The sequence below is a fragment of the Micromonospora tulbaghiae genome, assembly GCF_900091605.1.
Classification (GTDB): domain Bacteria; phylum Actinomycetota; class Actinomycetes; order Mycobacteriales; family Micromonosporaceae; genus Micromonospora; species Micromonospora tulbaghiae.
Genome location: NZ_FMCQ01000014.1, coordinates 25,180 through 49,516, shown reverse-complemented (window position 1 = coordinate 49,516; position 24,337 = coordinate 25,180). Strand labels below are relative to the sequence as shown.

At 72.1% G+C, this 24,337-nt stretch carries 28 protein-coding genes; 15 read left to right on the top strand and 13 right to left on the bottom strand.

The genetic code is table 11. The features are described from left to right. Positions 1-61 precede the first annotated feature (61 nt). Positions 62-727: a cation efflux transmembrane domain-containing protein gene (locus tag GA0070562_RS29355; protein WP_091428193.1), complete on the bottom strand. Its 666-nt coding sequence runs from the start codon at positions 725-727 to the stop codon at positions 62-64. Positions 728-827: 100 nt separating this feature from the next. On the opposite strand from GA0070562_RS29355, the gene GA0070562_RS29350 reads away from it, so the two are divergent. The 3 genes from GA0070562_RS29350 to GA0070562_RS29340 are packed head-to-tail and all read left to right on the top strand — an operon-like array spanning position 828 to position 1,918. Beyond that, a complete protein-coding gene (locus tag GA0070562_RS29350) occupies positions 828-1,157 on the top strand; it encodes a hypothetical protein (protein WP_091428056.1) in 330 nt (109 codons plus the stop codon). Beyond that, the gene (locus GA0070562_RS29345) at positions 1,157-1,579 is read left to right on the top strand and encodes a MerR family transcriptional regulator (protein ID WP_091428054.1); all 423 of its coding nucleotides are present in this window, start codon (positions 1,157-1,159) and stop codon (positions 1,577-1,579) included. Before GA0070562_RS29350 ends, GA0070562_RS29345 begins: the two co-directional genes overlap by 1 nt. 3 nt (positions 1,580-1,582) lie before the next feature. Continuing rightward, complete coding sequence (locus tag GA0070562_RS29340) at positions 1,583-1,918, top strand: YnfA family protein (protein ID WP_091428051.1); 336 nt, start codon at positions 1,583-1,585, stop codon at positions 1,916-1,918. 10 nt (positions 1,919-1,928) lie between these two features. Here the strand turns inward: GA0070562_RS29340 and GA0070562_RS29335 are convergent, their stop codons facing one another. After that, positions 1,929-2,348, bottom strand: coding sequence for a hypothetical protein (locus GA0070562_RS29335; RefSeq protein WP_139135516.1), 420 nt, complete (start codon positions 2,346-2,348; stop codon positions 1,929-1,931). A 121-nt stretch (positions 2,349-2,469) separates the two neighbouring features. On the opposite strand from GA0070562_RS29335, the gene GA0070562_RS29330 reads away from it, so the two are divergent. Both GA0070562_RS29330 and GA0070562_RS29325 read left to right on the top strand, forming a co-directional pair. After that, positions 2,470-3,468 (top strand): RNA polymerase subunit sigma-70, encoded by a 999-nt coding sequence (locus GA0070562_RS29330; protein WP_091428047.1) that lies wholly within the window; start codon positions 2,470-2,472, stop codon positions 3,466-3,468. Beyond that, on the top strand, positions 3,468-4,169 hold the full coding sequence (locus GA0070562_RS29325; RefSeq protein ID WP_091428045.1) for a DUF6069 family protein: 702 nt from the start codon (positions 3,468-3,470) through the stop codon (positions 4,167-4,169). Before GA0070562_RS29330 ends, GA0070562_RS29325 begins: the two co-directional genes overlap by 1 nt. A 3-nt stretch (positions 4,170-4,172) precedes the next feature. On the opposite strand, the gene GA0070562_RS29320 is transcribed toward GA0070562_RS29325, so the two are convergent. Next, positions 4,173-4,577, bottom strand: a complete 405-nt coding sequence (locus GA0070562_RS29320; RefSeq protein WP_091428191.1) for a hypothetical protein — start codon at positions 4,575-4,577, stop codon at positions 4,173-4,175. 215 nt (positions 4,578-4,792) lie between these two features. Here GA0070562_RS29320 and GA0070562_RS29315 point away from each other — a divergent pair, with 215 nt between their 5' ends. The 3 genes from GA0070562_RS29315 (at position 4,793) to GA0070562_RS30120 (ending at position 6,369) form a co-directional block, all read left to right on the top strand. Then, positions 4,793-5,194, top strand: a complete 402-nt coding sequence (locus GA0070562_RS29315; RefSeq protein ID WP_091428042.1) for a hypothetical protein — start codon at positions 4,793-4,795, stop codon at positions 5,192-5,194. 280 nt (positions 5,195-5,474) lie between these two features. Beyond that, positions 5,475-5,762 carry a DUF6069 family protein gene (locus GA0070562_RS29310; protein WP_254663901.1) on the top strand — a complete coding sequence of 96 codons (288 nt, stop codon included), beginning with the start codon at positions 5,475-5,477 and terminating at the stop codon, positions 5,760-5,762. A 148-nt stretch (positions 5,763-5,910) separates the two neighbouring features. Then, positions 5,911-6,369 carry a hypothetical protein gene (locus GA0070562_RS30120; RefSeq protein ID WP_139135515.1) on the top strand — a complete coding sequence of 153 codons (459 nt, stop codon included), beginning with the start codon at positions 5,911-5,913 and terminating at the stop codon, positions 6,367-6,369. A 361-nt stretch (positions 6,370-6,730) separates the two neighbouring features. Here GA0070562_RS30120 and metH read toward each other — a convergent pair whose 3' ends face one another. Continuing rightward, positions 6,731-10,246 carry a methionine synthase gene (gene metH, locus GA0070562_RS29305; protein ID WP_175438917.1) on the bottom strand — a complete coding sequence of 1,172 codons (3,516 nt, stop codon included), beginning with the start codon at positions 10,244-10,246 and terminating at the stop codon, positions 6,731-6,733. Positions 10,247-10,487: 241 nt separating this feature from the next. Between metH and GA0070562_RS29300 the strand changes: the two genes are divergently transcribed. Both GA0070562_RS29300 and GA0070562_RS29295 read left to right on the top strand, forming a co-directional pair. Next, entirely contained in the window at positions 10,488-11,357 is an 870-nt protein-coding gene (locus GA0070562_RS29300) for a PAC2 family protein (protein ID WP_013286081.1), read from the top strand. A 117-nt stretch (positions 11,358-11,474) separates the two neighbouring features. Next, positions 11,475-12,266 carry a GntR family transcriptional regulator gene (locus tag GA0070562_RS29295; protein ID WP_091428038.1) on the top strand — a complete coding sequence of 264 codons (792 nt, stop codon included), beginning with the start codon at positions 11,475-11,477 and terminating at the stop codon, positions 12,264-12,266. 301 nt (positions 12,267-12,567) lie between these two features. Here the strand turns inward: GA0070562_RS29295 and mshC are convergent, their stop codons facing one another. The 7 genes from mshC to GA0070562_RS29260 all read right to left on the bottom strand — a co-directional run bounded on the left by mshC (position 12,568) and on the right by GA0070562_RS29260 (position 18,775). Then, on the bottom strand, positions 12,568-13,806 hold the full coding sequence (mshC, locus tag GA0070562_RS29290) for a cysteine--1-D-myo-inosityl 2-amino-2-deoxy-alpha-D-glucopyranoside ligase (RefSeq protein WP_091428036.1): 1,239 nt from the start codon (positions 13,804-13,806) through the stop codon (positions 12,568-12,570). 67 nt (positions 13,807-13,873) lie between these two features. After that, positions 13,874-14,692 (bottom strand): SCO1664 family protein, encoded by an 819-nt coding sequence (locus GA0070562_RS29285; RefSeq protein ID WP_091428033.1) that lies wholly within the window; start codon positions 14,690-14,692, stop codon positions 13,874-13,876. After that, positions 14,689-15,270 carry a DUF3090 domain-containing protein gene (locus GA0070562_RS29280; RefSeq protein WP_013286077.1) on the bottom strand — a complete coding sequence of 194 codons (582 nt, stop codon included), beginning with the start codon at positions 15,268-15,270 and terminating at the stop codon, positions 14,689-14,691. The genes GA0070562_RS29285 and GA0070562_RS29280 overlap by 4 nt, the downstream gene beginning before the upstream one ends. Before the next feature lie 87 nt (positions 15,271-15,357). After that, positions 15,358-16,071, bottom strand: coding sequence for a histidine phosphatase family protein (locus tag GA0070562_RS29275; RefSeq protein WP_091428031.1), 714 nt, complete (start codon positions 16,069-16,071; stop codon positions 15,358-15,360). A 63-nt stretch (positions 16,072-16,134) separates the two neighbouring features. After that, positions 16,135-16,746 (bottom strand): hypothetical protein, encoded by a 612-nt coding sequence (locus GA0070562_RS29270; protein ID WP_139135514.1) that lies wholly within the window; start codon positions 16,744-16,746, stop codon positions 16,135-16,137. A 143-nt stretch (positions 16,747-16,889) separates the two neighbouring features. Beyond that, positions 16,890-17,726, bottom strand: coding sequence for an undecaprenyl-diphosphate phosphatase (locus GA0070562_RS29265; RefSeq protein WP_091428027.1), 837 nt, complete (start codon positions 17,724-17,726; stop codon positions 16,890-16,892). Next, positions 17,723-18,775 carry an LLM class F420-dependent oxidoreductase gene (locus GA0070562_RS29260; protein ID WP_091428025.1) on the bottom strand — a complete coding sequence of 351 codons (1,053 nt, stop codon included), beginning with the start codon at positions 18,773-18,775 and terminating at the stop codon, positions 17,723-17,725. The genes GA0070562_RS29265 and GA0070562_RS29260 overlap by 4 nt, the downstream gene beginning before the upstream one ends. A 164-nt stretch (positions 18,776-18,939) precedes the next feature. On the opposite strand from GA0070562_RS29260, the gene GA0070562_RS29255 reads away from it, so the two are divergent. Both GA0070562_RS29255 and GA0070562_RS29250 read left to right on the top strand, forming a co-directional pair. Then, the gene (locus tag GA0070562_RS29255) at positions 18,940-19,908 is read left to right on the top strand and encodes an aldo/keto reductase (RefSeq protein WP_013286071.1); all 969 of its coding nucleotides are present in this window, start codon (positions 18,940-18,942) and stop codon (positions 19,906-19,908) included. A gap of 67 nt (positions 19,909-19,975) precedes the next feature. Next, positions 19,976-20,167: a DUF5703 family protein gene (locus GA0070562_RS29250; RefSeq protein WP_030274256.1), complete on the top strand. Its 192-nt coding sequence runs from the start codon at positions 19,976-19,978 to the stop codon at positions 20,165-20,167. 57 nt (positions 20,168-20,224) lie between these two features. Here GA0070562_RS29250 and GA0070562_RS29245 read toward each other — a convergent pair whose 3' ends face one another. Then, positions 20,225-20,878 (bottom strand): hypothetical protein, encoded by a 654-nt coding sequence (locus GA0070562_RS29245; RefSeq protein ID WP_013286069.1) that lies wholly within the window; start codon positions 20,876-20,878, stop codon positions 20,225-20,227. 61 nt (positions 20,879-20,939) lie between these two features. Further along, positions 20,940-22,268 carry a M20/M25/M40 family metallo-hydrolase gene (locus GA0070562_RS29240; protein ID WP_091428023.1) on the bottom strand — a complete coding sequence of 443 codons (1,329 nt, stop codon included), beginning with the start codon at positions 22,266-22,268 and terminating at the stop codon, positions 20,940-20,942. 128 nt (positions 22,269-22,396) lie between these two features. Here GA0070562_RS29240 and GA0070562_RS29235 point away from each other — a divergent pair, with 128 nt between their 5' ends. Genes GA0070562_RS29235 through GA0070562_RS29225 form a run of 3 tightly spaced genes read left to right on the top strand, consistent with a single transcriptional unit; the run spans position 22,397 to position 24,305 of the window. Beyond that, on the top strand, positions 22,397-23,014 hold the full coding sequence (locus GA0070562_RS29235) for a hemerythrin domain-containing protein (protein WP_091428188.1): 618 nt from the start codon (positions 22,397-22,399) through the stop codon (positions 23,012-23,014). A gap of 47 nt (positions 23,015-23,061) precedes the next feature. Then, positions 23,062-24,048 carry a LysR substrate-binding domain-containing protein gene (locus tag GA0070562_RS29230; RefSeq protein ID WP_091428021.1) on the top strand — a complete coding sequence of 329 codons (987 nt, stop codon included), beginning with the start codon at positions 23,062-23,064 and terminating at the stop codon, positions 24,046-24,048. 20 nt (positions 24,049-24,068) lie between these two features. Next, positions 24,069-24,305 (top strand): hypothetical protein, encoded by a 237-nt coding sequence (locus tag GA0070562_RS29225; RefSeq protein WP_013476980.1) that lies wholly within the window; start codon positions 24,069-24,071, stop codon positions 24,303-24,305. The last annotated feature ends 32 nt before the right edge of the window (positions 24,306-24,337 follow it).

Here is a 24,337-nt window from a genome sequence, read left to right as displayed (position 1 = left end):
AGTCCGCCGGGCCGCCGAGCACAGCCGTATTCCCGACGTCGCCGCAGGTAGCGGCCGGTGATCACGCCTGCGGGCCGACCGGGCCGCAGGTGGCGCAGCAGGTGTCGCCGCGCCAGGCGTCACGGCCCTCGCGGACCGCGACCACGGCGATCACCAGCGCCGCGACCGGATCGGCCCAGGACCATCCGAACAGGCCGTTGAGGGCCAGCCCGACGAGCAGGACCACCGAGAGGTACGTGCACAGCAGCGTCTGCTTCGAGTCGGCCACCGCCGACCGGGAGCCGAGTTCACGGCCGGCGCGCCGCTGCGCGGCAGACAGCACCGGCATCACGATCACCGAGAGCCCGGCGAGCACCAGCCCGACCGGCGAGTGTGCGGCCTCGGCGCCGCCGAGCAGCGCCCGTACCGCCTCGACTGTGACGTACGCGGCGAGCGCGAAGAACGACACCGCGATGACGCGCAGCGCTACCCGCTCCCGGGCCTGCGGGTCCGGGCCGGCGAACTGCCACGCCACGGCCGTCGCGGAAGCCACCTCGATGACCGAGTCCAGGCCGAAACCGATCAGCGCGGTCGAGGAAGCGACGGTGCCGGCGCCGAGCGCCACCACCGCCTCGATCACGTTGTAGGTGATCGCCGCGGCGACCAGCAGCCGTACCCGGCGGGTGAGCAGCGCGCGGCGGGCCGGCGCTGGGCCGGCGGGCGTGGCGGGGATCAGCGGCAGGCTCATCAGCGGCATCCGGGCGTCCGCATGCCGCGACCATACCGCGCGTGTTTCTTCCCGGTGCGGGCTTGCATCCGGTACCCGGGTACGGGCTTACCGTCGAGAGGTGACCGACGATTCCTGGGTGCCCGACACCTGCACGCTGCCGACCACCGAGCGGCCGCTGCGGTTGGCCGAGTTCGACGGGCTGTTCCGCGACCCGCTGCGCGGCGCCGACAGGTTGTCCGCCGGGCACCTGCGGCTGCGTCTCGACGGCCGCGCCGAACCGGTCGCCCGCGACCTGATCGCCCGCGAGTCCGCCTGCTGCTCCTTCTTCACGTTCGACCTCGCGCGCCCGGGCGGCGACACGCTGACGCTCGACATTCGCGTTCCGGCGAACCGTGTCGCCGTACTCGATGCCCTGGCCCTGCGGGCGACGGCCGCGCGGGGCCGGTGATGGGCGAGCCGGAGCTGCGCAGCGGCCAGGTCGCCGACGCGGCCGGGGTCAACGTGCAGACGCTGCGCTACTACGAGCGGCGCGGGCTGCTGGCCGCGCCCCGGCGGTCGCCGGGCGGGCATCGGCTCTATCCGGCCGAGACGGTCACCCTGCTGCGGGTGGTGAAGGCCGCGCAACGTCTCGGCTTCACCCTCGCCGAGGTCGCGGGCCTGCTGGCGGCCGGACGGCACGACGCCGGCCTGCGGACCCGGGCCCACGACAAGCTCGCCGAGGTGGAGCGACGGCTCGCGGACCTCACCGCCGTCCGCGACACGCTGCGAGAGGCGATCTCGGCCGGCTGCGACGACCTGATCACCTGCGCGGGCAGCCCTCGCTGCCCGCTGCCCTTCGCCGGTTCGGACCACGACCCGGCTACGGTCTGACGCATGACTGTCGTCCGGTCTATCCTGCTGTTCCTGCTCGCCGCGCTCGCCGAGATCGGCGGCGCCTGGCTGGTGTGGCAGGGTTGGCGGGAGAACCGTGGGCTGCTCTGGATCGCCGCCGGGGTGATCGCGCTCGGCGCCTACGGGTTCGTGGCCACGTTCCAGCCGGACCCGAACTTCGGCCGCATCCTCGCCGCCTACGGCGGCGTCTTCGTCGCCGGGTCGCTCGCCTGGGGCATGGTGGTCGACAAGTTCCGGCCCGACCGCTACGACCTCGTCGGCGCGGCCATCTGCCTGGTCGGCGTCGCCGTCATCATGTACGCACCGCGGACGGGCTGACCGTTCGCCGTCACTTGTACCGGGCGATGAACTCCTCCGGACGCCAGCGGGCCCCCTCGCTGAGATAGTGGAAGTTGAGAATCACCTCGGCCGCGCCGGCCCGCTCCGCCATCTCCCGCAACGACATGGCCAGGAAGTAGTTGCTCAACGGGATGATCGTCGTCTCGCCCTCCGGATACGGCACGTGCAGCAGCGCGAGCGCATGGCTCACCGGTGGGTGCACGAGTCCGCGCTCGTCGCGCCGGTAACCGCCGTAGGTGACCTCGGCGATCCAGGAGACCTCGCCGCCGACGGAGGCCAGGCGGTACTTGCGCAGGGCCTGCGCCAGAAGCGAGCCGAGAGTCCGATGAGGGCGCACGTCGAGCGTCAAGCGGTGGGAAGCGACGTCGTCGCCCATACACACGGAGTCGCGGTCGATCGAGAACTGCACGGCGCTCACGGTAGTCCCGCGGGTCACGTGCGGGACCGCGGCGACCGGCGCTCGTGATGAGTTTCCGCGCCCGTACCCGTCACACCTACGACGACACACGACGACGCGGAAGGATGACCTCATGGGTGCGGACACGCGGCTGCAGGAGCTGGGCGTGAGCGGTCTGGGCGAGATGGACGAGCCGGTGTTCACCGGGCTGGCGCAGCGGCACCGGCGGGAGCTGCACGTGCACTGCTACCGGATGCTCGGGTCGTTCGAGGACGCCGAGGACACCGTCCAGGAGACGTTCCTGCGGGCCTGGCGGCGGCGCGAGACGTTCGCCGGACGCTCGACGTTCCGGGCGTGGCTGTACCGGATCGCCACCAACGCCTGCCTGGATCTGCTCGCCAGGTGCCGGCCCGAGCCCGCGACCGGCGGTGAGGTGCGGTGGCTGCAGCCCTACCCGGATCGGCTGCTCGACGAGCTGCCCGCGGCCGGCGCGGACGAGCCGGAGACGGTCGCTGTCGCACGGGAGACGATCGAGCTGGCGTACCTGGTCGCGGTGCAGCACCTGGCACCGCGCCCGCGCGCCGTTCTGATCCTGCGCGACGTGCTCGGCTGGCCCGCCAAGGACGTCGCGGAGCTGCTCGGCGACTCGGTCAACTCGGTGAACAGCGCGTTGCAGCGCGCCCGCGCCGGAATGCGGGAACACCTGCCCGCCCAGCGGCAGGACTGGACCGGCGACGAGACGGACACCCGGACCCGCGAGCTGGTACGCCGCTTCACCGACGCCGCCGTCGCCAAGGACGTCGGTGCTCTCGCCGCCATGCTGCGCGACGACGTGCGCTGTTCGATGCCGCCCACCCCGGGCCTGCAGATCGGCCGGGACGCGGTGGTCGCCGACTGGGTCGCGGACGGCTTCGAGAGCCTGGGCAGCATGCGGGCCGTGCCCACCGCCGTGAACCGGCAGCCCGCCGTCGCGTTCTACCTGTGGCAGGAGAGCGACGGCGCGTACCTGCCGCTCACCGTCGACGCGCTGCGCGTCACCGGCGGGGCGATCACCGAGATCCTCACGTTCCACGCCGACCAGTTCCCGCGACTCGGGCTGCCGGAGCGCCTGCCGGCCGACAGCACGCCGTAGTGCCCGCGCGGACGCTCGCGCTGCCCGGCGGCGCGCGCGTGCCGGTGGTCGCGGCCCAGTGGCAGCACGCGTACGGCGTGGTCACGCGCGGCCGGGTGCAGCTGGAGCTGCGCGACGGCACCCCCGGGCCGGTCCTCCGCCGCGACGCCGGTTTCTGGCTGCGCGGCACCGGCGTACGCGCGCTGCACAACCCCGGCCGTCGTACCGCGACGGTACGGATCCTCACTCCTCACCTCGAAGCTCGGAGGAACGACATGATCAGCAGCACCGACACCGCCGTCACAGTGCGCCGTCCGCACGGCTTCCGGCGGCTCGCCGTCACCGGCCTGGTCGCCACGCTCGCCGCGATGGTGGTCACCACGCTCGCGGCCGCGCTGGCCCGCGGCGCCGGTGTGGACTTCGAGATCCCCGACGGCGGCGGCGCGACCATCCCGCTGGGCGGGTTCGCCGTGGTGACCGGGTTCTTCTCGCTCGTGGGCGTCGTCATCGCCGCCGTACTGCTGCGGTTCAGCGCGCGTCCCGCGCGGCGGTTCGTGTGGACGGCGGTGGCGCTGACCGTGCTGTCGATAGTGCCGCCGTTCCTGGTCGGGGCTGCTGCACCGACCGTCATCGCCCTGGTCGGGCTGCACTTGGTCGCGGCGGCTGTGATGATCCCCGCCCTGACGCGAAGCCTGCGGGCCGGCCCTCCGCGAGAAGCGTGACGGCTACTCGGCCGTGACTCCGGAACGGCGGTTGGCCACCCTGGCGCCGCCGAACGCGACGAGCCAGGGCAGCACCAGGAAGCCGCCGCAACCGATCACGATCAGCCACAGAGTCTCACTCGGTTCTCCCTGGTGCTCCAGTTCGGGCCACGTGAAGGCACTGCCGAGCAGCGACAACGCGTAGAACAGGACGACCACGATCGCGGCAGCAGTGCTGACCCGGCGGTTGCGCGGACTGCCCGCAGCGCAGAAGGCTCCGAGCACGAACATGACAATCGGAGCGAGGTACATACCGGACAGGACGACGAAGGTGAAGTACGTCGCGCCGGGGCCGAGATCCGAGTCCGCCAACGGTGGCAGGCCGGCTCCGGCCGCGTGGACGGCAGAAGGACAGGCGGAGTTCAGCACCTCGGACTCCTCGCGCCGGGACGCTCGCACGCCATCGGAATCGATCCCTCAGTCTGGCACCGGCCACGCCGCCGGACCGACCGGGAGTCGTCGATCCGCCGCAGAATGATGCGATCTACAGGGTTCGATCAAAAACGTTCGGGAACTTCGATACGGACCACACGCCGGGCGCCGCCAGTCGGCGCCCGGCGTCACGTAGACCGAGAGGTGACACCATGACCTTCCGCGCCAGGCTCGTCGGAGCCGCACTCGTCGGGACGCTCGCCGCCGGCGCATCCGCGCTGGCCACGGCCTCCACGGCCAGCGCGCAGGCCGAACCCTGCGTTCAGCGCATCGCCGTGGTGAACAACGCCGCCTTCGTGATGTCCTTCAGTGTTCAGGCGAGCAACGGTCTGGAGACGGCGAACACCGACACGTACCCGATCAACCAGTCGCGGACGATCGATCTCACCACCACCGCCCTGCCGGTCGGGTCCGACGTCCGGCCGGTGGTGGACGCGGTGGCCGGAGCGCAACGGACCCCGAGCAGCTTCGTGTCGTACTGCGAGAACGGGCAGACCGCGACGTACTCGGTGACCGGGACGACGTACGACTACACGGTCACGCTGATCGGCTGACCGGCACGTCGATCCTTCGGGGCGTCCGCCATCCCGGCGGGCGCCCCGCGCTCGTCGACGGGAAGAACACCGACGTGGACAGAGATTTCGACGGCACGCACCCGGGCTCGTCCCGCTCCGGGACGCGCCTGCCATTCGGTCGCGGAATCCCAGATGGCGGCCGGCGTTGGCTTCGCTGACTTCGTCTACCAACGGGGCAGGTTCGCAGCGCGCCGACCACTGACGTCGCCGTCGTCTCGGACAGTCGGTACGACTTCCGGCGGTCGCAACGCACGCGGCGGTGGTAGTCACCACCACCGCAGCTACGCTCGCCCGGGCCACTGGTGTGGACTTCGAGATCCCCGACGGCGGCGAGGCAATCCCGTTGGGCGGGCTCGTCGTGGTGACCGGCTTCTTCTCGCTCCTTGGCGTTCTCATCGCCGTCGTGCTGCTGCGGTTCAACGCGTCCCGCGCGGCGGTTCGCGTGGGCGGCAGTGTCGCTGACCGCCCTCTCAACGGGGCGTCGCTGCATGGCGACGCCGCTGCACCGTCACGCCGGTCGGTCTGCACCTGGTTGCGCGGCGGGTGAGGATCCTCGCTCTGACGTGAAGCCAGCGCCCGCCAATCACTTAACCAATAGACGTTGGGCATGACGTGAGACGGGATCGCGTGATAGCCTCTTTCCACCCCCGGGCGACCAATCCCTCTTCGCTGCAAAACTCTGGAGAATCCGCTTAATGACCACGCTTGCGTACACGAGCCGGGCAATTATTGTCTCCTTAGCGACTACCTTGTTGGCGACACTTACCTTGGCGTCGCCAGCCCACGCCTATCCCGCGCAAAACTACAAGGTCTGCTACCTCCCCAGCGACTGTGGTTACGACTGGGCAAGTGGGAACATCACCTGGTACAGCCGGACTGCCGGCGTCCAAGGCCACGTCGTGTCAGGCGCCGGTTGCGATAACGCCGTGGACTCCACCCAAGTCGCTTTCGAGGCTTACGCAGGCGCCAACAAGAAGGACACTCAAACCAGAACTACCTCCGGCTACTGCGCAGACCTCTCCTACAATTTCACCATCGGGGATCCGAATTTAGTTGGTGGAATTGATCGCATCAAAGTCACTGTTTGCGTGATCACGGATGGCGAACGTTACTGCGGCGAACCTTGGAACTATTGGAAGAAAGACGCGGTCTAGGTAAGGCATTAGCGCAGCCGGGAGCAGTTCGGGTCACCGCAACCCGCCCGGCTGCGCCAATAATGCAGTCGCTGATGCGAACCGCCGAGAGCATGGGCTCGATCCGGTGCTTTTGAGCGACTCATATTGGCGCACCGTCGGCATTCTCTCCACTCGAATCCGTCGAGAGAAGAGATCCACAGAGAATCCCGGCATATTGTGGCGCCATCGGTGGCGCCAATAGCCGATCTTCCATCGTACTTCTGACGGTGTTCTCCGCCGAGGGCGGAGCCCCTTCGCTACGTTCGTGAACGGGCCTCGACGCCCTAGCCAACGCGATCCACACTGACACGGGTCGCGGTCAGCTCACCTACTGTGGCGATCACTTGGCGTTGAAGTAGTTCGCCTCCGGGTGGTGCACGACGATCGCGTCGGTGGCCTGCTCCGGCACCAACTGGAACTCCTCGGACAACTGCACCCCGATCCGCTCCGCGCCCAGCAACTCCACGATCTTCGCCCGGTCCTCCAGGTCCGGACAGGCCGGGTAGCCGAACGCGTACCGGCAGCCCCGGTAGTCGGTGCGCAGCAGACCGGCCAGGTCGGCCGGGTCGTCGTCGGCCACGGTGCCGCCGCCGGGCAGCACCAGCTCGGCCCGGATCCGCCGGTGCCAGTACTCGGCCAGCGCCTCGGTGAGCTGCACGGACAGGCCGTGCACCTCCAGGTAGTCGCGGTACTCGTTGCCGGCGAACATCTTCGCCGTGTACTCGCTGATCGGCTGCCCGACGGTGACCAGCTGCAACGCCACCACGTCGAGCTGGTCGCCCTTGGGCCGGAAGAAGTCGGCCAGGCACAGCCGCCGCTCCTGGCGCTGCCGGGGGAAGGAGAACCGGGCCCGCTCGCTGTGCCCGTTCTCGTCCAGCACCACCAGGTCGTTGCCCTCGGAGTACGCCGGGAAGTAGCCGTACACCACGGCCGCCTCCAGCACCTGGTCGGAGATCAGGCGGTCCAGCCAGTACCGCAGCCGGGGCCGGCCCTCGGTCTCGACCAGTTCCTCGTACGACGGGCCCTTGCCGCCGCGGGCGCCGCGCAGGCCCCACTGGCCCAGGAACGTGGCCCGCTCGTCCAGCAGGGCCGCGTAGTCGGCCAGCGGCACGCCCTTGACGACGCGGGTGCCGAAGAACGGCGGCTTCGGCACGGACACGTCCACCGCCACGTCGGAGCGGACCGACGCGTCATCCAGTTCGGGCAGCGCCTCGCGGACCTGCGCCCGCTGCCGCTCGCGGCGCTCCCGGCGGGCCGCCAGTGCCGCCTCCCGCTCCGGGTCGACCACCGGCGCGCCGCCGCGCTTGGCCGCCATCACCCGGTCCATGAGGGACAGCCCTTCGAACGCGTCGCGGGCGTAGTGCACCTGGCCCGGGTAGATCGACCGCAGGTCGTCCTCGACGTACGCGCGGGTCAGCGCCGCGCCGCCGAGCAGCACCGGCCAGCGCTCGGCCACGCCCCGGGAGGCCATCTCGGCCAGGTTCTCCTTCATGATGACGGTGCTCTTGACCAGCAGGCCGGACATGCCGATGGCGTCGGCCCGGTGCTCCTCGGCGGCGTCGAGAATCGCGTTGATCGGCTGCTTGATGCCGATGTTGACCACGTCGTAGCCGTTGTTGGACAGGATGATGTCGACCAGGTTCTTGCCGATGTCGTGCACGTCGCCCTTCACCGTGGCGAGCACGATCCGGCCCTTGCCGTCGTCGTCGGTCTTCTCCATGTGCGGCTCCAGGTAGGCCACCGCGGTCTTCATCACCTCGGCGGACTGGAGCACGAACGGCAGCTGCATCTGGCCGGAGCCGAACAGCTCGCCGACCACCTTCATGCCGTCGAGCAGCAGGTCGTTGATGATGGACAGCGGCGTACGCCCCTGCGCCATCGCGGTGTCCAGGTCGGCCTCCAGGCCGTTGCGCTCGCCGTCGATGATCCGCCGCTTGAGCCGCTCGTCCAGCGGCAGCGCGGCCAGTTCCTCGGCCCGGGTGGCGCGCGCCGACGCCGCGTCCACGCCCTCGAAGGCCTCGATGAACCGCTGCACCGGGTCGTAGCCCTCGCGACGGCGGTCGTACACCAGGTCGAGCGCCACCTCGCGCTGCCCGTCCGGGATCCGCGACATCGGCAAGATCTTGCTGGCATGCACGATCGCCGAGGTCAGCCCGGCCTGGGCGCACTCGTGCAGGAACACCGAGTTGAGCACCTGCCGGGCCGCCGGGTTGAGGCCGAACGACACGTTGGAGATGCCGGCGGTGAAGTTGACGCCCGGATAGCGCGCGGCGATCTCCCGGATCGCCTCGATCGTCTCGATGCCGTCCCGGCGGGTCTCCTCCTGCCCGGTGGCGATCGGGAACGTCAGCGCGTCGATGAGGATGTCCTCCCGGCGCATCCCCCACCGGCCGGTCAGGTCGTCGATCAGCCGGGACGCCACCCGTACCTTCCACTCCCGGGTGCGGGCCTGGCCCTCCTCGTCGATGAGCAGCGCCACGACGGCGGCGCCGTGTTCCTTGACCACCGGCATGACCCGGGCGTACCGGGAGTCGGGGCCGTCGCCGTCCTCGAAGTTGACCGAGTTGACCACGCACCGGCCGCCGAGCATCTCCAGCCCGGCCTCGATCACGGCCGGCTCGGTGGAGTCCAGCACGATCGGCAGCGTCGAGGCGGTGGCGAACCGGCCGGCCAGCTCACGCATGTCCTGCGTGCCGTCGCGGCCGACGTAGTCGACGCAGAGGTCCAGCAGGTGCGAGCCGTCCCGGGCCTGGCTGCGGGCGACCTCCACGCAGGCCTGCCAGTCCCCGGCGAGCATGGACTCGCGGAACGCCTTCGAGCCGTTGGCGTTGGTCCGCTCCCCCACCATCAGGATGCTGGCGTCCTGGGCGAACGGCACGTGGTGGTAGATCGAGGAGACCCCGGCCTCCGGCTTCGGCTCCCGCGCCACCGGCGCGCGCCCGCCCAGCCGCTCCACCAGCACCCGGATGTGCTCCGGGGTGGTGCCGCAGCAGCCGCCGATCAGGGCCACGCCGTAGTCGGTGACGAACTGCTCCAGCGCGTCGGCCAGCTCGTCCGGGCTGAGCGGGAAGTACGCCCCGTCGGCGGTCAGCACCGGCAGGCCGGCGTTCGGCATCACCGAGATCGGGATCCGGGAGTGCTGCGCCAGGTAGCGAAGGTGCTCGCCCATCTCCGCCGGGCCGGTCGAGCAGTTCAGCCCGATCAGGTCGACCCCGAGCGGCTCGATCGCGGTCAGCGCGGCGCCGATCTCGCTGCCGAGCAGCATGGTTCCGGTGGTCTCCACCGCCACCTGGCAGATGATCGGCACGTCCCGGCCGGCCTCGGCGCGGGCCCGCTTCGACCCGACCACCGCCGCCTTGACCTGGAGCAGGTCCTGGCAGGTCTCGATGATCAGCGCATCCGCTCCGCCGGCGATCAGGCCGGCGGCGTTCTCCTGGTACGCGTCGCGCAGCGAGGCGTAGCTCGCATGGCCGAGCGTGGGCAGCTTGGTGCCCGGGCCCATCGAGCCGAGCACGAACCGGGGGCGCTCCGGCGTCGCGTACGCGTCGGCGGCCTCCCGCGCGATCCGCGCGCCCGCCTCGGACAGCTCCCGGATGCGGCCGGGGATCCCGTACTCGGCGAGGTTGGGCAGGTTCGCGCCGAACGTGTTGGTCTCCACGCAGTCCGCGCCCGCGGCCAGGTAGGCGTCGTGCACGCCGCGGACCACGTCCGGCCGGGTCACGTTGAGGATCTCGTTGCAGCCTTCGAGGCCGTCGAAGTCGTCGAGGGTGAGATCGGCGGCCTGGAGCATCGTCCCCATCGCGCCGTCCGCGATCAGGATCCGATCGGCCAGCAGGTCACGCAACGAAATAGGCACATGCCCCAGGTTAGTGCGCCCGAGTGCGGCAGAGTCACCCGAACCGGGCCTTCCCACATACTGCCCACCGGGCCGGCGTACACCTTTCCGCCGGTTCGCCCGGGTGGTCCGGCCCGGCGACCGGCGCGGCCGACGGGCCGGGCCCGGCGGCGGCACGTAGGCTGACGGACGTGAAGGACAACAGGGGTGCGACAGTGCGACGGGGCGGCGCCGCGCCCGACGAGCAGGGTGAGGTGACGGCGTGACCGAGTTCGACGGGCTGCCGGTACTGCGCTCGCCGGTCGCCATCGCGGCCTTCGAGGGCTGGAACGACGCCGCCGACGCCTCCACCGCCGCCGTGGAACACCTGGAGCAGGTCTGGCAGGCCCGGGAGGTGACCGAGCTGGACCCGGAGGACTTCTACGACTTCCAGGTGAGCCGCCCGACGATCACCATGGCCGACGGGGAGACCCGGCGCGTCGAGTGGCCCACCACGCGGTTCATGGTGGCCAGTCCGGAGGGCACCGAACGGGACGTGGTGCTGATCCGCGGCATCGAGCCGAGCATGCGCTGGCGGACGTTCTGCGAGCAGGTACTGGAGATCTGCCACAGCCTGGAGGTCGAGCGGGTGGTGCTGCTCGGCGCGTTGCTGGCCGACGTGCCATACACCCGGCCGCTGCCGATCAGCGGCAGCGCGTCGGACGCCGACGCGGCCAAGCGCTACCAGCTCACCCCCACCCGGTACGACGGGCCGACCGGCATCGTCGGCGTGCTGCACGACGCCTGCACCCGGGCGGAGGTCGACGCGGTGTCGTTCTGGGTGCACGTGCCGCACTACGCGAACAACCCGCCCTGCCCGAAGGCCACCCTCGCCCTGCTGCACCGGGTCGAGGAGGTGCTCGACCTGCCGGTGCCGATGGCCGACCTGGCCGAGGAGGCCGCCGAGTGGGAGCAGCGGGTGCGCAGCGCCGCCGAGCAGGACGCCGAACTCGGCGAGTACGTGCGTGAGCTGGAGGAACGGGTCGGCGACGCGGGCATCACCCCGTTGACCGGGGACGAGATCGCCCAGGAGTTCGAGAAGTACCTGCGCCGCCGCGGCGGTTCCGCCGGGCCGACCGCTGGCTCCTGGTAGTTCTCCCGCTCTGCTGAAGCCGGGCCTCGGATCGGGGCCCGGCTTCTTCGTGTCCGGGGTGGCGCGGTCACAGCCTCTAGGGCATCCTAGGAACCTAGCTGTTCTGAGGAGGCGGGCATGCAGATCAACCCGGGCGCGGCCGAGTTCCCGCACCGGCAGATCGCCGCGCAGCTCAAGGCCCAGGTGCGCCGCGGCGACTGGGGTCCAGGCGAGCGGCTGCCGTCCATCCCGGCCATCGCCGAGATGTTCGGCGTCGCGAAGCAGACCGTGCAGCGCGCCGTCGACCAGCTGCGGGTCGAGGGCATCCTGATCACCAAACCCGGCTCCGGTACGTACGTCCGGGGCACCCGGCGCCGCCTCAACCGCCTGTCCCGGGGCCGGTACGGCGGCTTCCGCGGCTACCACACCGACCTGGCCGCCCGGTACCGCCAGCAGCTCGTCTCCGTCGGCCGCTCCCCCGCCCCGGCCGAGGTGGCCGACGCGTTCGGCGTCGCCGACGGCACCGAGCTGCTCTGCCGGCGGCACCTGGTACGCACCGACGACTCCCCGGTCGAGGTCGGCGCGTCGTGGTTCCTTCCCGCCGACGCCGCCGGCACGTCACTGGAGCGGGCCGAGGCGTTCGGCCGGCCGCTCTACCAGGAGGCCGAGGAGGTCATCGGCCGGCGGTACGTCACCGCCACCGACACGATCAGCGCCCGCCAGCCCAGCCGGGAGGAGTCGGAGATCCTCCAGATCCGCCCGGACACCCCGGTACTCCACCTGCTGCACGTCGCCTACGACGAGCGGCACAAGCCGATCGAGGTCGCCCAGGCCACGTGGCCCGGCCCGATGACCACGCTCACCGAGGAGTACAAGATCCCCGCCCCCGCTCCCGAGCAGGACCCCGACCCCGGCCTGGTCCTGGGCTGACCTCCCGGCTCCCGGCTCCCGGCGATCTTGCACTTTCCGCCCCGGCATCTCGGGCATTCACGACATCCCAATGGCCACAACTGCAAGATCGCCGAGGGCTGCGACGGCCGGGCGACCCCGTGTGGAACACCACTGGTGTCAAACCGCCCCCGACACACCCATCACGGTCTACCCGCCCCCCGGTTGGCGCGATCTTGCACTTGCGGTCCTCGCGAACCCGAATAAAAGGGGCGAAACACGGACCGCAAGTGCAAGATCGACGGCGCGAGCGGGCGAGGCCGCGCGAGGAGGGCGAGGTGGGCTAGAGGGCGATGCCGAGGAGGGCGTCCACCGTGTCGGCGAAGAGGGCGGGGGCATCCGGATCCTCGGTCACGCCGCCCAGGGCGCCTTCGGCCCAGCGGTCTGCCGCCGCCAGGGCACCCGGAGTGTCCAGGTCGTCGGCCAGCCGCTCGCGTACCTCGGCCAGCAACGCCGCCCCCGACGGCCCGGCCGGCGCGGCGGCGGCCCGCCGCCAGCGGCCCAGCCGCTCCTGCCCCTCGGTGAGCAGCTCGTCGGTCCAGGAGCGGTCGCTGCGGTAGTGCCCGCTCATCAGCGCCAGCCGGACCGCCATCGGGTCCACCTTGTCGGCCCGCAGCCGCGACACGAAGACGAGGTTGCCCTGGGACTTCGACATCTTCTCGCCGTCCAGGCCGATCATGCCGGCGTGGACGTAGTGGTCGGCGAACGGCGCCTCGCCGGTCAGCCGCTCGGCGTGCGCGGCGGAGCACTCGTGGTGCGGGAAGATCAGGTCGTTGCCGCCGCCCTGCACGTCGATCCGGTCGCCGAGCAGGTTCAGCGCGATGACGGTGCACTCGATGTGCCAGCCGGGACGGCCCGCGCCGAGGTCGCCGCCGGGCCAGGACGGCTCGCCCTCGCGTGCGCCGCGCCACAGCAGCGGGTCGAGCGGGTCGCGCTTGCCGGCGCGCTCCGGGTCGCCGCCGCGCTCGGCGAACAGCTCGATCATCTGCTCGCGGGTCAGGTTGGACTCGTAGCCGAAGCGGGGCGCGGCGGAGACGTCGAAGTACACGTCGCCGGTGCCGTCGTCGAGCCGGTACGCCGCGCCGTCCTTGAGCAGCATCAGCACCTTCTCGGCGATGTCCGGGATCGACTCGACCGCGCCGACGTAGTGCGCCGGCGGGATCATCCGCAGCGCCTCCATGTCCTCGCGGAACAGCGCGGTCTCCCGCATGGCCAGGACCTTCCAGTCCTCGCCGTCGCGCTCGGCGCGCTCCAGCAGCGGGTCGTCGATGTCGGTGACGTTCTGCACGTACCGCACGTCCAGGCCGGCGTCGCGCCACATCCGCTGCACCAGGTCGAAGGTGATCATGGTGGCGGCGTGTCCGAGGTGCGTCGCGTCGTACGGGGTGATGCCGCAGACGTACATCGAGGCCGCGCCCTCGGGCCGGCTGGCATGGGCGCCCTGCCGCGCCGAGTCGTACAACCTCAGCGACACGCCCTCGCCGGGCAGCCGTGGCACGTCATGTCCCGCCCAAGACTCCATGACCGCCAGCCTAACGATCCGTCAGACGCTCGGGTGCCGCCCTACGGGTGATCAACGCGACAGCGGCTCACATCGGCGGCCAGGGCATCGCCGGCCACTCCTGCGGCGGCAGCGGGAACCGGCCGCTATCGCGCAGCCGCTCGACCCGTTCCGCCAGCGCGGCCAGCTCACCGATGGTGAGGTGCTCGGCCAGTTCCTCGCCGAGCGGCCCGCGCAGCTGCCCGGCCAGGCCGTCGAGCATCTCCACCGCGTCCGGCGGCAGTTCGCGGCCGGCCCAGCCCCACAGGACCGTACGCAGCTTCTCCTCGACGTGGAAGCTCACGCCGTGGTCGACGCCGTAGATCCGGTCGTCCGGGCCGACGAGCACGTGCCCGCCCTTGCGGTCGGCGTTGTTGATGATCGCGTCGAGCACGACGAGCCGGGCCAGGCGGGGGTCGTCGGCGTGCGCCAGCGCGTACGCCGCCCCGTCGTCGTCGCGGGCCGCGGCCACCGGGATCCAGCGCGGCGGGATCTCCCGCGCCGGTACGAACCCGACCAGCGGCTCGGCGTCGTCCGGCTCGTCGATCCAGAGCTGGCACGAGCCGGGGCCGAACGGGCCGTCGCGCAGCACCGTCGGCGGCACCAGGTCCCAGCCGGTGGCCCGGGACACCAGGTAGGCGGACACCTCCCGGCCGGCGAGCGTGCCGTCCGGGAAGTCCCAGAGCGGGCGCTCGCCGCGTACCGGCTTGTAGACACAGTGCGCTGTCACGTCGCCGAGCGCGATGACCCCGCGCAGCGTCGCGTTGGAGGCGTCGACGAGCCGCCCCTCCAGGGTCAGCTCACCGTCGGCGAGCAGCCGCAGCGCCTCGGCGCCGTCCTGTCGGGGCTGCAGTTCCGACGAGGTCACCGGTGATAGCCGTTGTGCCGGGGGCAGAGGTGACCGGCCGGGTCGAGCGGCTGGCCGCACAGCGGGCAGGGGGGCCGGCCGGCGTTCACGACGCGCTTGGCCCGCTCGATGAACTCGCGGGTCGCCTCCGGGGTCAGCCGCACCCGGAGGCGGTCGAGGTCGTCGTCCGGCTCGTCCGGGTCCTCGTCGGCGTCGTCGTCCGCGTCGCCCAGCTCGACCTCGACCTCCGCCTCACCGACGGCGATCGCCTCGATCACCACCGTCGCGGTGTCGACGTCGAAGGCCAGACCCAGCGTGCCGACCCGGAACTCCTCGTCCACAGGCGTGTCGAGCGGCTCGTTGTCGCCGGTCACCGTGGTGACCGGCTCCGGCAGCTTCACGCCGAAGCGGCGCTGCGCCTCGGCGAGCAGCTCCTCGAGCTTCTCGGCGAGCAACGACACCTGGACCTTCTCCAGCGACACGCTGACCAGCCGGCCGCCGCCGCGCGCCTGGAGGAAGAACGTGCGCTCCCCCGGCGGGCCGACCGTACCGGCGACGAACCGCTCCGGCGGCTCGAAGGCGTGCACCTGGTGCGTCATACCCACGACCCTATCCGGCGTGTGGAAGCACCGCGCAGCCCACCGACGCCGAATCCGCCCAGAGCGAACGCGCCGCGTACGCCGGGCTCACCCGGCCGCGCCCGCGCCTCCGCCGACCGCCGCGTCGGACTCCGCCGGCCGCGCCGCGCGCCGACGGCGCTTGCGCGGCGGCGGGACCAGCGCCGACAGGTCACCGCCGGTGTCGTTGAGCCGGACCAGGAACGGCCGAAACGGGGTGTAGCGGATCGCCGTCACCGACGCCGGGTCGGCCACGATCCGCTGAAAAAGATCAAGGTGTACGCCGAGCGCGTCCGCCACGATCGCCTTGATCACGTCGCCGTGGCTGCACGCCAGCCAGACCGCCTCCGGCCCGTGCTCGGCGGTGACCCGCGCGTCCCACGCCCGTACCGCGGCCACCGCGCGCGCGGACATCGCCGCCATCGACTCGCCCTGCGGGAACGCGGCGGCGCTCGGGTGCTGCTGGACCACCGGCCAGAGCGGCTCCTTCGCCAGCTTCTTCAGCGACTGCCCCTCCCAGTCGCCGTACCCGCACTCGATCAACCCGTCGTCCACCACCGGCTCGACGCCCGGCAGCGCCAGGTCGAGGGTCTGCCGGCAGCGGATGAGCGGGCTGGTCACCACCGCCGCCAGCGGCAGCCCGGCGAGGCGCGCGCCGACCGCCGCCGCCTGCGCGCGGCCGGTGTCGTCGAGCTCGACCGGTTGCCGCCCGGCCAGGCCGCCGTCGGCGTTCGCGGTGGTCCGGCCGTGTCGCAGAAGCAGAAGGGTCGCCACGCTGACCACCCTAGGCGGTACGCCCCTCGGGGGTTCGTCCCGCCACGACAGGCCGTGTTCCGGCGGGGCGTCCTACTCCCTGTACACCCATCTCCGGAACCTGTCAGCCGCGTCCGACGTGCCGTCGGGCCGCGCCAAGGACTGCAGCACCCCCCGGTGCCGCCGGACCAGGAGCGCGACCCAGACGACCACCACAGCCCACAGCACCAGAGAGATGCCGCGGTACCGCCTGACCGCCGCGTCGGCCCGTGCCTTGTCCTGCGCCCTGATCTCGGCCGCGTCGTAGAGCACGGTGCCGTCGACGACGAAGGTCTCGGCCGAGACCACATAGGTCGCGTAGACGTACAACCGTGCGCGTTCCAGCTCCGGCTGGGGATCCCTGCTCATCTCGAATCGGACCGGCGTGCCGGGCACCAGTTCCTCGCTCGGTAGCTCTCGTACGCTGAACTTGACCCGGGGGTACTCGCGGAGCACCACCCGATACACCACGGCGGCGAGGTTTCTGCTTCCTCCCGTCGTCGATTCCCAGCTGTTCTGTACCGACTCGACAGTGCCCGTCACCACGAACATCTCGGCCGGCAGCTCCGGCTTGTCGAAAGGCTTTCCCAGACTCCAGGCATAGGCCGCCAGCATGGCGATCATCAGGGGAGCGCCGTACAGCGGTCTGAGGCGGAAGCGCGACATGCGGGTGAGAGTAGCCACCCCCGGCCACCGGGCCGCGCCGTCGCACACGCCGGGAACCGCGCGGCCCTACGCGGCTGAGCCGGCGACGAAGCCGAAGGCCGGCCACCTCGGACATCGGGGTGGCCGGCCTCTCGCACGACGCGTCAGGTGGCGCTGATCGTGCCGGTCGCCAGGAGGCAGATCACCAGGCTGCCCAGCGCCACCCGGTACAGCACGAAGACGTACAGCGTGTGGTGGGCGACGTAGCGCAGCAGCCAGGCGATGGCCGCGTACCCGACGGCGAACGCGATGAGCGTCGCGACCACCATCTGCGCCACGCTCGGCGCGGCGGTGCCCGGCGCGGACGGCTCGAACACGTCCGGGAGGCTGAACACGCCGGAGATCACCACGGCCGGGATGGCCAGCAGGAACGAGTAGCGGGCCGCGGTCTCCCGGGTCAGGTTGAGCAGCAGGCCCGCGGTCAGGGTGCCGCCCGAACGGGACACGCCGGGGACCAGCGCCGCGGCCTGGGCGAAGCCCATCACCACGCCGTCACGCATCCGGAAGTTCTCCAGCGTGCGGGTCTGCCGGCCCCAGTACTCGGCGAAGGCCAGCAGCATCGCGCCGATGATCAGCGTGCAGGAGATCAGCCAGAGGTTCCGGCCGGCGGTGCGGATCTGGTCCTTGAAGATCAGCCCGAAGATGCCGATCGGGATGGTGCCGACGATGACGTACCAGCCCATCCGGTAGTCGAGGCTGGAACGCACCGAACGGTCGACCAGGCCGACGAACCAGGTCCGGACGATCCGCCCGATGTCCTTGGCGAAATAGATCAGGACGGCGGCCTCGGTGCCGAGCTGGGTCACCGCGGTGAACGACGCGCCCGCGTCCCGGTCGAAGAACAGGGCCGAGGTGATCCGCAGGTGCCCGGACGAGGACACCGGAAGGAACTCGGTCAGTCCCTGGACCAGGCCCAGGACGACGGCCTCGATCCAGGTCACTCGCCGACTCCGGACAGCTCCAGCGCCTCGGCGACGGTACGCAGGGTCTGCACCCCACTCTCCCGGTCGGCCACGAACAGCGACACCGACAGCGTGGTCACGCCCGCGGCGGCGTACTCCCGCATCCGCTCGGCGATGCGCTCCTTCGGTCCGAGCAGCGAGGTGCGGTCGATGAACTCCATCGGTACGGCGGCAGCGGCGTCGCGCTGCCGCTTGGCCAGGTAGAGGTCCTGCACCTCGCGGGCCGCGTCGCCGTAGCCCATCCGGGTGGCGAGCTGGTTGTAGAAGTTCTGCTTGCGGCTGCCCATGCCGCCCACGTACAGCGCGGCGTACCAGCGGACCAGCTCGGCGCAGGTGGCGACGTCGTCGCCGACCACGACCGGCACGGACGGCACCACGTCGAAGCCGGCCAGCTCCTTGCCCGCCGCCGCGCGGCCGGCCCGGACCGAGGCGAGGTGCTCCTCGGCGAACTCCGGGGAGTAGAAGACGGCCAGCCAGCCGTCGGCGATCTCGCCGGCCAGCTCCAGGTTCTTCGGGCCGACGGCGGCCAGGTAGATCGGGATGTGCTCGCGCGGCGGGTGGAAGCCCAGCCGCAGCGCCTTGCCGGGGCCGTCGGGCAGCGGCAGCGTGTAGTGCTCGCCGTCGTACGCGACCTCCTTGCGGGCCACCGCCAGCTTGACGATGTCGACGTACTCCCGGGTGCGGGCCAGCGGCTTGGCGAACCGCACGCCGTGCCAGCCCTCGGAGACCTGCGGGCCGGACACGCCCAGGCCGAGCCGGAACCGGCCGCCGGAGAGCGTGTCGATGGTCGCGGCGGTCATCGCGGTCATGGCCGGGGTGCGGGCCGGGATCTGCATGACCGCGGCGCCCACGTCGATGCGCTCCGTCTGCCCCGCGATCCAGGCCAGCATGCTCGGCGAGTCCGAGCCGTACGCCTCCGCGGCCCACACGACCGAGTAGCCGAGCCGGTCCGCCTCCTGGGCCAACGCCAGGTGGTCGAACGGCGTGCTCCACGCCGTCTGGTATCCGAGGTTGAGCCCGAGTCGCACTGATCCTCCCACCGTCCGCACCACAGGTCGCATCAGGTTACGCAATGAGCGTGGCGCCCTCGACGTCCGGCTCGCCCCGAACATGTCACACCGGGTGGAGGTCGCGCGGGAAGTTGACTGCGGCGAGGATATCCGTGACGCCGGGTTCGAAATAAGGTTCACGCATGCAACAGCGACCGCTCGGCCGAAGCGGGCTGGCGGTATCGCGGCTCGCGCTCGGCACCATGACCTGGGGACGGGACACCGATGCCGACGACGCGGCCGCCCAGCTGAAGAGCTACCTCGACGCGGGCGGCAACCTGGTCGACACCGCCGACGTGTACGCCGACGGCGACGCCGAGTCGGTGATCGGCTCGCTGCTGGGCAGCCTGGTGGACCGCGACGAGCTGCTGATCGCCACCAAGGCGGGCCTGCGGCCGGGCAGCCGCCGCCGGGACGGCTCGCGCGGGCACCTGCTGCGCACGCTGGACGCCTCGCTGCGCCGCCTCGGCACCGACCACGTCGATCTGTGGCAGGTGCACGGGTACGACCCGGACACCCCGCTGGAGGAGACGCTCTCGGCCCTGGACCACGCGGTGTCCAGCGGGAAGGCCCGCTACGTGGGTGTGTCGAACTTCTCCGGCTGGCAGACCGCGCGGGCCGCCGCCTGGCAGGCCGCCTGGCCGGGGCGCGCCCCCGTGGTCGCCGCACAGGTGGAGTACTCGCTGCTGGAGCGCGGCGTGGAGCGGGAGGTGCTGCCCGCCTGCGCCGGGATGGGGCTGGGCGTGCTGCCCTGGTCGCCGCTGGGCCGGGGTGTGCTCACCGGCAAGTACCGCAACGGCCGCCCGGCCGACTCGCGGGCGGTGTCGCCGCACTTCGAGCGTTTCGTCGCGACGTACCTGGAGCCGCGTTGCTCCAGCATCGTGGAGGCGGTCGCCATCGCTGCGGGCGGGCTCGGCGTGTCGCCGCTGGAGGTGGCGCTGGCCTGGGTGCGGGACCGGCCGGGGGTGACCGCGCCGATCCTCGGTGCCCGCACCGTCGGGCAGCTGCTCGGCGCGTTGCAGGTGGAGCGGATGACGCTGCCGGAGGAGATCGTCACGGCGCTCGACGACGTGTCGGCCGTGCCGGTGGGCTACCCGGAGCGCGACGGCTGAGCCGCGCCGCGATCCGGGTCACCCGCGGGGGGTGGCGGAGGGCCCGCGACCTGGGCAGCATAGGGGCATGGACTACGAATACGCGCCGCTGCGGTTGCCCTCGAACGTCGATCGGCTGACCGCCGCGGCGCAGCTGGCGATCCAGGCCGAGTTCTCCGGCTGGGAGCTGGCCCGGGTGCGGCTCTACCGGGACGGCACGCGGCAGGTGGTGCTGCGGCGCCGCCTGGTCAACCAGTCGCAGCCGGGCCTGTCGTACTGACGAGGGGCCCGTCCCCGGGGCCGCGCGACGCGGCGCCGCCCCGGGGACGCGCACGGCCTAGTGCGCGTGGTCGTGCTCCTCGTCGAGTTCCATGAACGGGTGCTCGTCGAGCCGGCCGACCAGCCGGTCGTCGGCGGCCGGCTGGAACGGGCCGACCGGGTCGTCGTCGTCGAACGACTCCAGGTCGACGGGGGTGCCGACCTCGCTGACCATCACCACACCGTCCAGCGGCTCCAGCTCCGGCACGTCGAGCGCGGACAGCGATCCGTCGCCGCTCTGCAGCAGCTCCAGCACCGCCTCGCCGACGCCCTCGACCGGCGCCGGCTCGTCCTCCTCCGGGGTGCCCTCCCGGCGGGCCGCCTCGGCCGCACGCAGCAGCGCGGCGACGCTGGGCACCCGGTAGTCGCGCCGCTGCCGCACCGAGATGACCCGCGGGTGCGGGTCGGTGGGCTCGCCGCCCTCGACGGCGCCGAAGCGCTCGTCGGCCTCGTCCGGGTCGATCGACTCCACGTCCCAGGGCGTCACCTCGCCGAATGCGTCGAGCAGCTGCTCGTCGTAGGCGAACGAGGCGTTGTTCAACGCGACGTACGCCTGCCAGACGGCGTCGTCGTCGATCCGGCCCTGGGCGGCCCGGACGGCGGCCAGGTGGGCGCGGGCGGCGTCGATCACCCGCTCGAGGGCGGCGTCCAGCTCACCGTGCTGGTCGGTCATGTGTGGCAGTCCCTTCGCGATGGGGGGAGGTTCCGCGCCGGCGGCGCCGCGGCGGGCGCGGTCAGCAGGTACGGAGGAAGCGGTCCAGAACCCGCACGCCGAACTGTAGTCCGTCCAGCGGAACCCGCTCGTCGATGCCGTGGAACAGGGCGGAGAAATTGAGGTCGGCGGGCAGCCGCAGCGGCGCGAACCCGAAGCAGCGGATGCCGAGCTGGGAGAACGCCTTGGCGTCGGTGCCGCCGGAGAGCATGTACGGCACCGGGTGCGCGCCCGGGTCCTCGGCGCGCAGCGCCTCCGACATCCGCACCACCAGGTCACCGTCGAACGTGGTCTCCAGGGCCGGCTGGCGCTGGACGTACTCGATGGCGATGTCCGGGCCGACCAGCTCGCGCAGCTGCCGCTCCAGTTCCTCGCTCTGCCCGGGCAGGCTGCGGCAGTCGATGGTGGCGGTGGCCCGGCCGGGGATGACGTTGTCCTTGTAGCCGGCGGCCAGCCGGGTCGGGTTGGCGGTGTTGCGGACGGTCGCGCCGATGATGTTGGCGATCGGGCCGAGCTTGGCGATCGCCGTCTCCGGGTCGTCCGGGTCGATCTCGATGCCGAGCACGTCGGACACCTCGGCCAGGAACGCCCGCACGGTGTCGGTCATCACCACCGGGAAGCGGTGCCGGCCGATCCGGGCGACCGCCTCGGCGAGCGCGGTGACGGCGTTGTCGTCGTGCACCATCGAGCCGTGGCCGGGCCGGCCCTTGGCGTGCAGGCGCAGCCAGTCGATGCCCTTCTCGGCGGTCTCGATCAGGTAGAGGCGGCGCTGCTCGTCCACCGAGTAGGAGAAGCCGCCGACCTCGCCGATCGCCTCGGTGCAGCCGTCGAACAGGTCGCGGTGGCGCTGGGTGAGGAAGTGCGCGCCGTAGTCGCTGCCGGCCTCCTCGTCGGCGGTGAACGCGAGCACGACGTCGCGCCGGGGGCGTACGCCGGTGCGCTGCCAGCCGCGGACCACGGCGAGCACCATCGCGTCGAAGTCCTTCATGTCGATCGCGCCGCGGCCCCACAGGTAGCCGTCGCGGATCTCGCCGGAGAACGGGTGCACCGACCACTCGTCCGGGTCGGCGGGCACCACGTCGAGGTGGCCGTGCACGAGCAGCGCGTCGCGGCCGGGCTCGGTGCCGGGGATCCGGGCGACCACGTTGGCCCGGCCGGGGGCTGATTCGTGGATCTCGGCGTCCACGCCGACCTCCGCGAGTTTCTCCGCCACGTACTCGGCGGCGCGCCGCTCCCCCGCGCTGGTGTCGTTGTCGCCGGTGTTGGTGGTGTCGATGCGCAGCAGGTCGCGGCAGAGGTCGACGACCTCGTCGGTGGCGTCGGGTCGGGCGGGGGCGGCGTCGCTCGTCATCGCTTCCTTATACCAGCAGCTGAGGTGGTCGCGGGCCGCCGGTGGCCCGGCGGCGGTTTCACGGATCGCCGGGCCGGGTACCGCCGGACCGCCCGGACATCGACTCCGGCCGTCACGAGGAGGGCACCATGACCGTCCCCCTGCCGCCGCTGCCGCCCACCGCCGACGACGCGTACCGGCCGGGTGGGCGCAGCGTCGCCGACCTCGTGGACACCGAGCACCGGGCGCTGCTGGGGCTGGCCGACCGGGTCGCCGACCCGGCGCTGGACGCCGCCGCCCGGCGCGAGGTGCTCGACGTCCTGACCGCTGCGGTGTCCCGGCATCTGTCCGCCGAGGAGCAGTACCTGTTCCCGGCGGCCCGCGCCGCCATGCCGGACGCCGCCGAGCTGGTCGAGCGGGAGATCGAGGCCGACGCCGGGCTGCTGACCGCGCTCAAGGAGCTGTCCGGAGCCGACGACCCGGCGGTCGCCGACGTGGCCGAGCGGGTACGCCGGCACGTCAGCCGCGTCGCGGCGCTGGTCACGCCCCTGCGCGAGGTGGCCAGCGACGCCGAGCTGATCCGGCTGGGCAACCGGTGGGAGATCGCGGAGGAGGCGGCGCCGACCCGGCCGCACCCCGGTACGCCCGCCACCCCGCCCTGGAACAAGATCGTCGAACCGGCGGTCGGTGTGCTGGACAAGGTGCGCGACGCGGTCACCGGACGGCGTACCCGGCTGAGTGACCTGGAACACCGCCGCCAGGGATGAGCCGATCGCCCCTTCCGTGTATCGGTTCGTGGTCCTACCGTCACGGTATGGATCTGGAGCTGCGACACCTGCGTGTGGTCTGCGCGATCGCGGAGACGGGGAGCGTCACCAAGGCCGCCTCGGCGCTCGGCCTTGCCCAGCCGGCGTTGACCGCCCAGCTTCAGCGGATCGAACGGGCGCTGGGCGGGCCGCTGTTCGAACGGGACCGCCGCGGCGCGCGCCCCACCGCGCTGGGCGAGCTGGTGCTGGACCGGGCCCGGGTGCTGCTGCCGGCGATGAAGGGCCTGCGGGACGAGGCTGCCCGGATGGCCGGTGCGGGCGATCCGCTGCGCCGGTACCGCTTCGGCGGGGTGAACAGCCCCATCCTGGGCCGGCTGGTGCACCGGCTCGCCGCCGAGCGGCCGGACGCGCAGATCACCACGTACGGCTCCTGGTCGGTGGACGAACTGGCGCAGATGGTGGCCGGCGGCCGGCTCGACTTCGCGCTGACCGGCGTGTGCGGCGACTCGGCCCCGTCGGCGGGGTTCGGGCTGAGCTGGCGGGAGGTGGCGGTCGAGCCGATCTGCGTGCTGCTGCCGCAGACCCACCCGCTGGCCGGCAGGCCCGAGGTCGACCTGGTCGATCTGCGCCGCGAGCGGTGGGTGGCCGCGCCGGGCGACGGCTGCTTCGGCGACTGCTTCGCCACCGCCTGCGCCCGCGCCGGCTTCACTCCGAAGAAGGTGTACGAGGCGGACGTGCGGGCCGCGCTGGACCTGGTGGACGCCGGCGAGGCGGTGGCGTTGTGCCAGGCCACGTTCCGTCCGGTGGCCGGGCTGGTCACCCGCCGGCTGGCCGGCACACCGCTGCGCTGGCGGCTGCTGCTGGGCTGGCATCCGGACGTGCCGGCCGCGGCGGTGGCCGAGCCGGTGCTGGCGGCGGCGGTCGCGGCGTACACCGACGCGCTGGCCAACCATCCGGAATATCTGGGCTGGCTGCTGGCGCACCCGGAGTTCGGCGTGCAGCCCAACGGCTCGGGCGGGGTGCGAATCGCCTGAACCCGGGTATCACCGGCGACATGACTGATCTGTATCCGGCCGCCGACCAGCGGGAGCTGCTGCGCCAGGCGGCCACCGCGCACACCACCGCCTCCGCCGAGGTGGAGGCGTTCCTGCGCCGGTTGCCGGAGGTGCCGGGTCCGGCCGACGTGACCGAGTACGCCAACCTGCTCAGCCGCGAGGAACGCGCCCGGGCCGACCGGCAGGCCGCGGCGGACGCGGCCGGGCTGCGGCTGCCCAGCCTGGAGTCGGAGTAGCCGGCGGCGCCCGGGCGGGTGATCCGCCCGGG

Excerpts from the sequence above, each read along its gene's own strand:
- GA0070562_RS29355 (WP_091428193.1), bottom strand. The coding sequence starts at position 727 with ATGAGCCTGCCGCTGATCCCCGCCACGCCCGCCGGCCCAGCGCCGGCC.
- GA0070562_RS29345 (WP_091428054.1), top strand. The coding sequence starts at position 1,157 with ATGGGCGAGCCGGAGCTGCGCAGCGGCCAGGTCGCCGACGCGGCCGGG.
- GA0070562_RS29340 (WP_091428051.1), top strand. The coding sequence starts at position 1,583 with ATGACTGTCGTCCGGTCTATCCTGCTGTTCCTGCTCGCCGCGCTCGCC.
- GA0070562_RS29330 (WP_091428047.1), top strand. The coding sequence starts at position 2,470 with ATGGGTGCGGACACGCGGCTGCAGGAGCTGGGCGTGAGCGGTCTGGGC.
- GA0070562_RS29315 (WP_091428042.1), top strand. The coding sequence starts at position 4,793 with ATGACCTTCCGCGCCAGGCTCGTCGGAGCCGCACTCGTCGGGACGCTC.
- GA0070562_RS30120 (WP_139135515.1), top strand. The coding sequence starts at position 5,911 with ATGACCACGCTTGCGTACACGAGCCGGGCAATTATTGTCTCCTTAGCG.
- GA0070562_RS29295 (WP_091428038.1), top strand. The coding sequence starts at position 11,475 with ATGCAGATCAACCCGGGCGCGGCCGAGTTCCCGCACCGGCAGATCGCC.
- mshC (WP_091428036.1), bottom strand. The coding sequence starts at position 13,806 with ATGGAGTCTTGGGCGGGACATGACGTGCCACGGCTGCCCGGCGAGGGC.
- GA0070562_RS29280 (WP_013286077.1), bottom strand. The coding sequence starts at position 15,270 with ATGACGCACCAGGTGCACGCCTTCGAGCCGCCGGAGCGGTTCGTCGCC.
- GA0070562_RS29270 (WP_139135514.1), bottom strand. The coding sequence starts at position 16,746 with ATGTCGCGCTTCCGCCTCAGACCGCTGTACGGCGCTCCCCTGATGATC.
- GA0070562_RS29255 (WP_013286071.1), top strand. The coding sequence starts at position 18,940 with ATGCAACAGCGACCGCTCGGCCGAAGCGGGCTGGCGGTATCGCGGCTC.
- GA0070562_RS29250 (WP_030274256.1), top strand. The coding sequence starts at position 19,976 with ATGGACTACGAATACGCGCCGCTGCGGTTGCCCTCGAACGTCGATCGG.
- GA0070562_RS29245 (WP_013286069.1), bottom strand. The coding sequence starts at position 20,878 with ATGACCGACCAGCACGGTGAGCTGGACGCCGCCCTCGAGCGGGTGATC.
- GA0070562_RS29240 (WP_091428023.1), bottom strand. The coding sequence starts at position 22,268 with ATGACGAGCGACGCCGCCCCCGCCCGACCCGACGCCACCGACGAGGTC.
- GA0070562_RS29235 (WP_091428188.1), top strand. The coding sequence starts at position 22,397 with ATGACCGTCCCCCTGCCGCCGCTGCCGCCCACCGCCGACGACGCGTAC.
- GA0070562_RS29230 (WP_091428021.1), top strand. The coding sequence starts at position 23,062 with ATGGATCTGGAGCTGCGACACCTGCGTGTGGTCTGCGCGATCGCGGAG.
- GA0070562_RS29225 (WP_013476980.1), top strand. The coding sequence starts at position 24,069 with ATGACTGATCTGTATCCGGCCGCCGACCAGCGGGAGCTGCTGCGCCAG.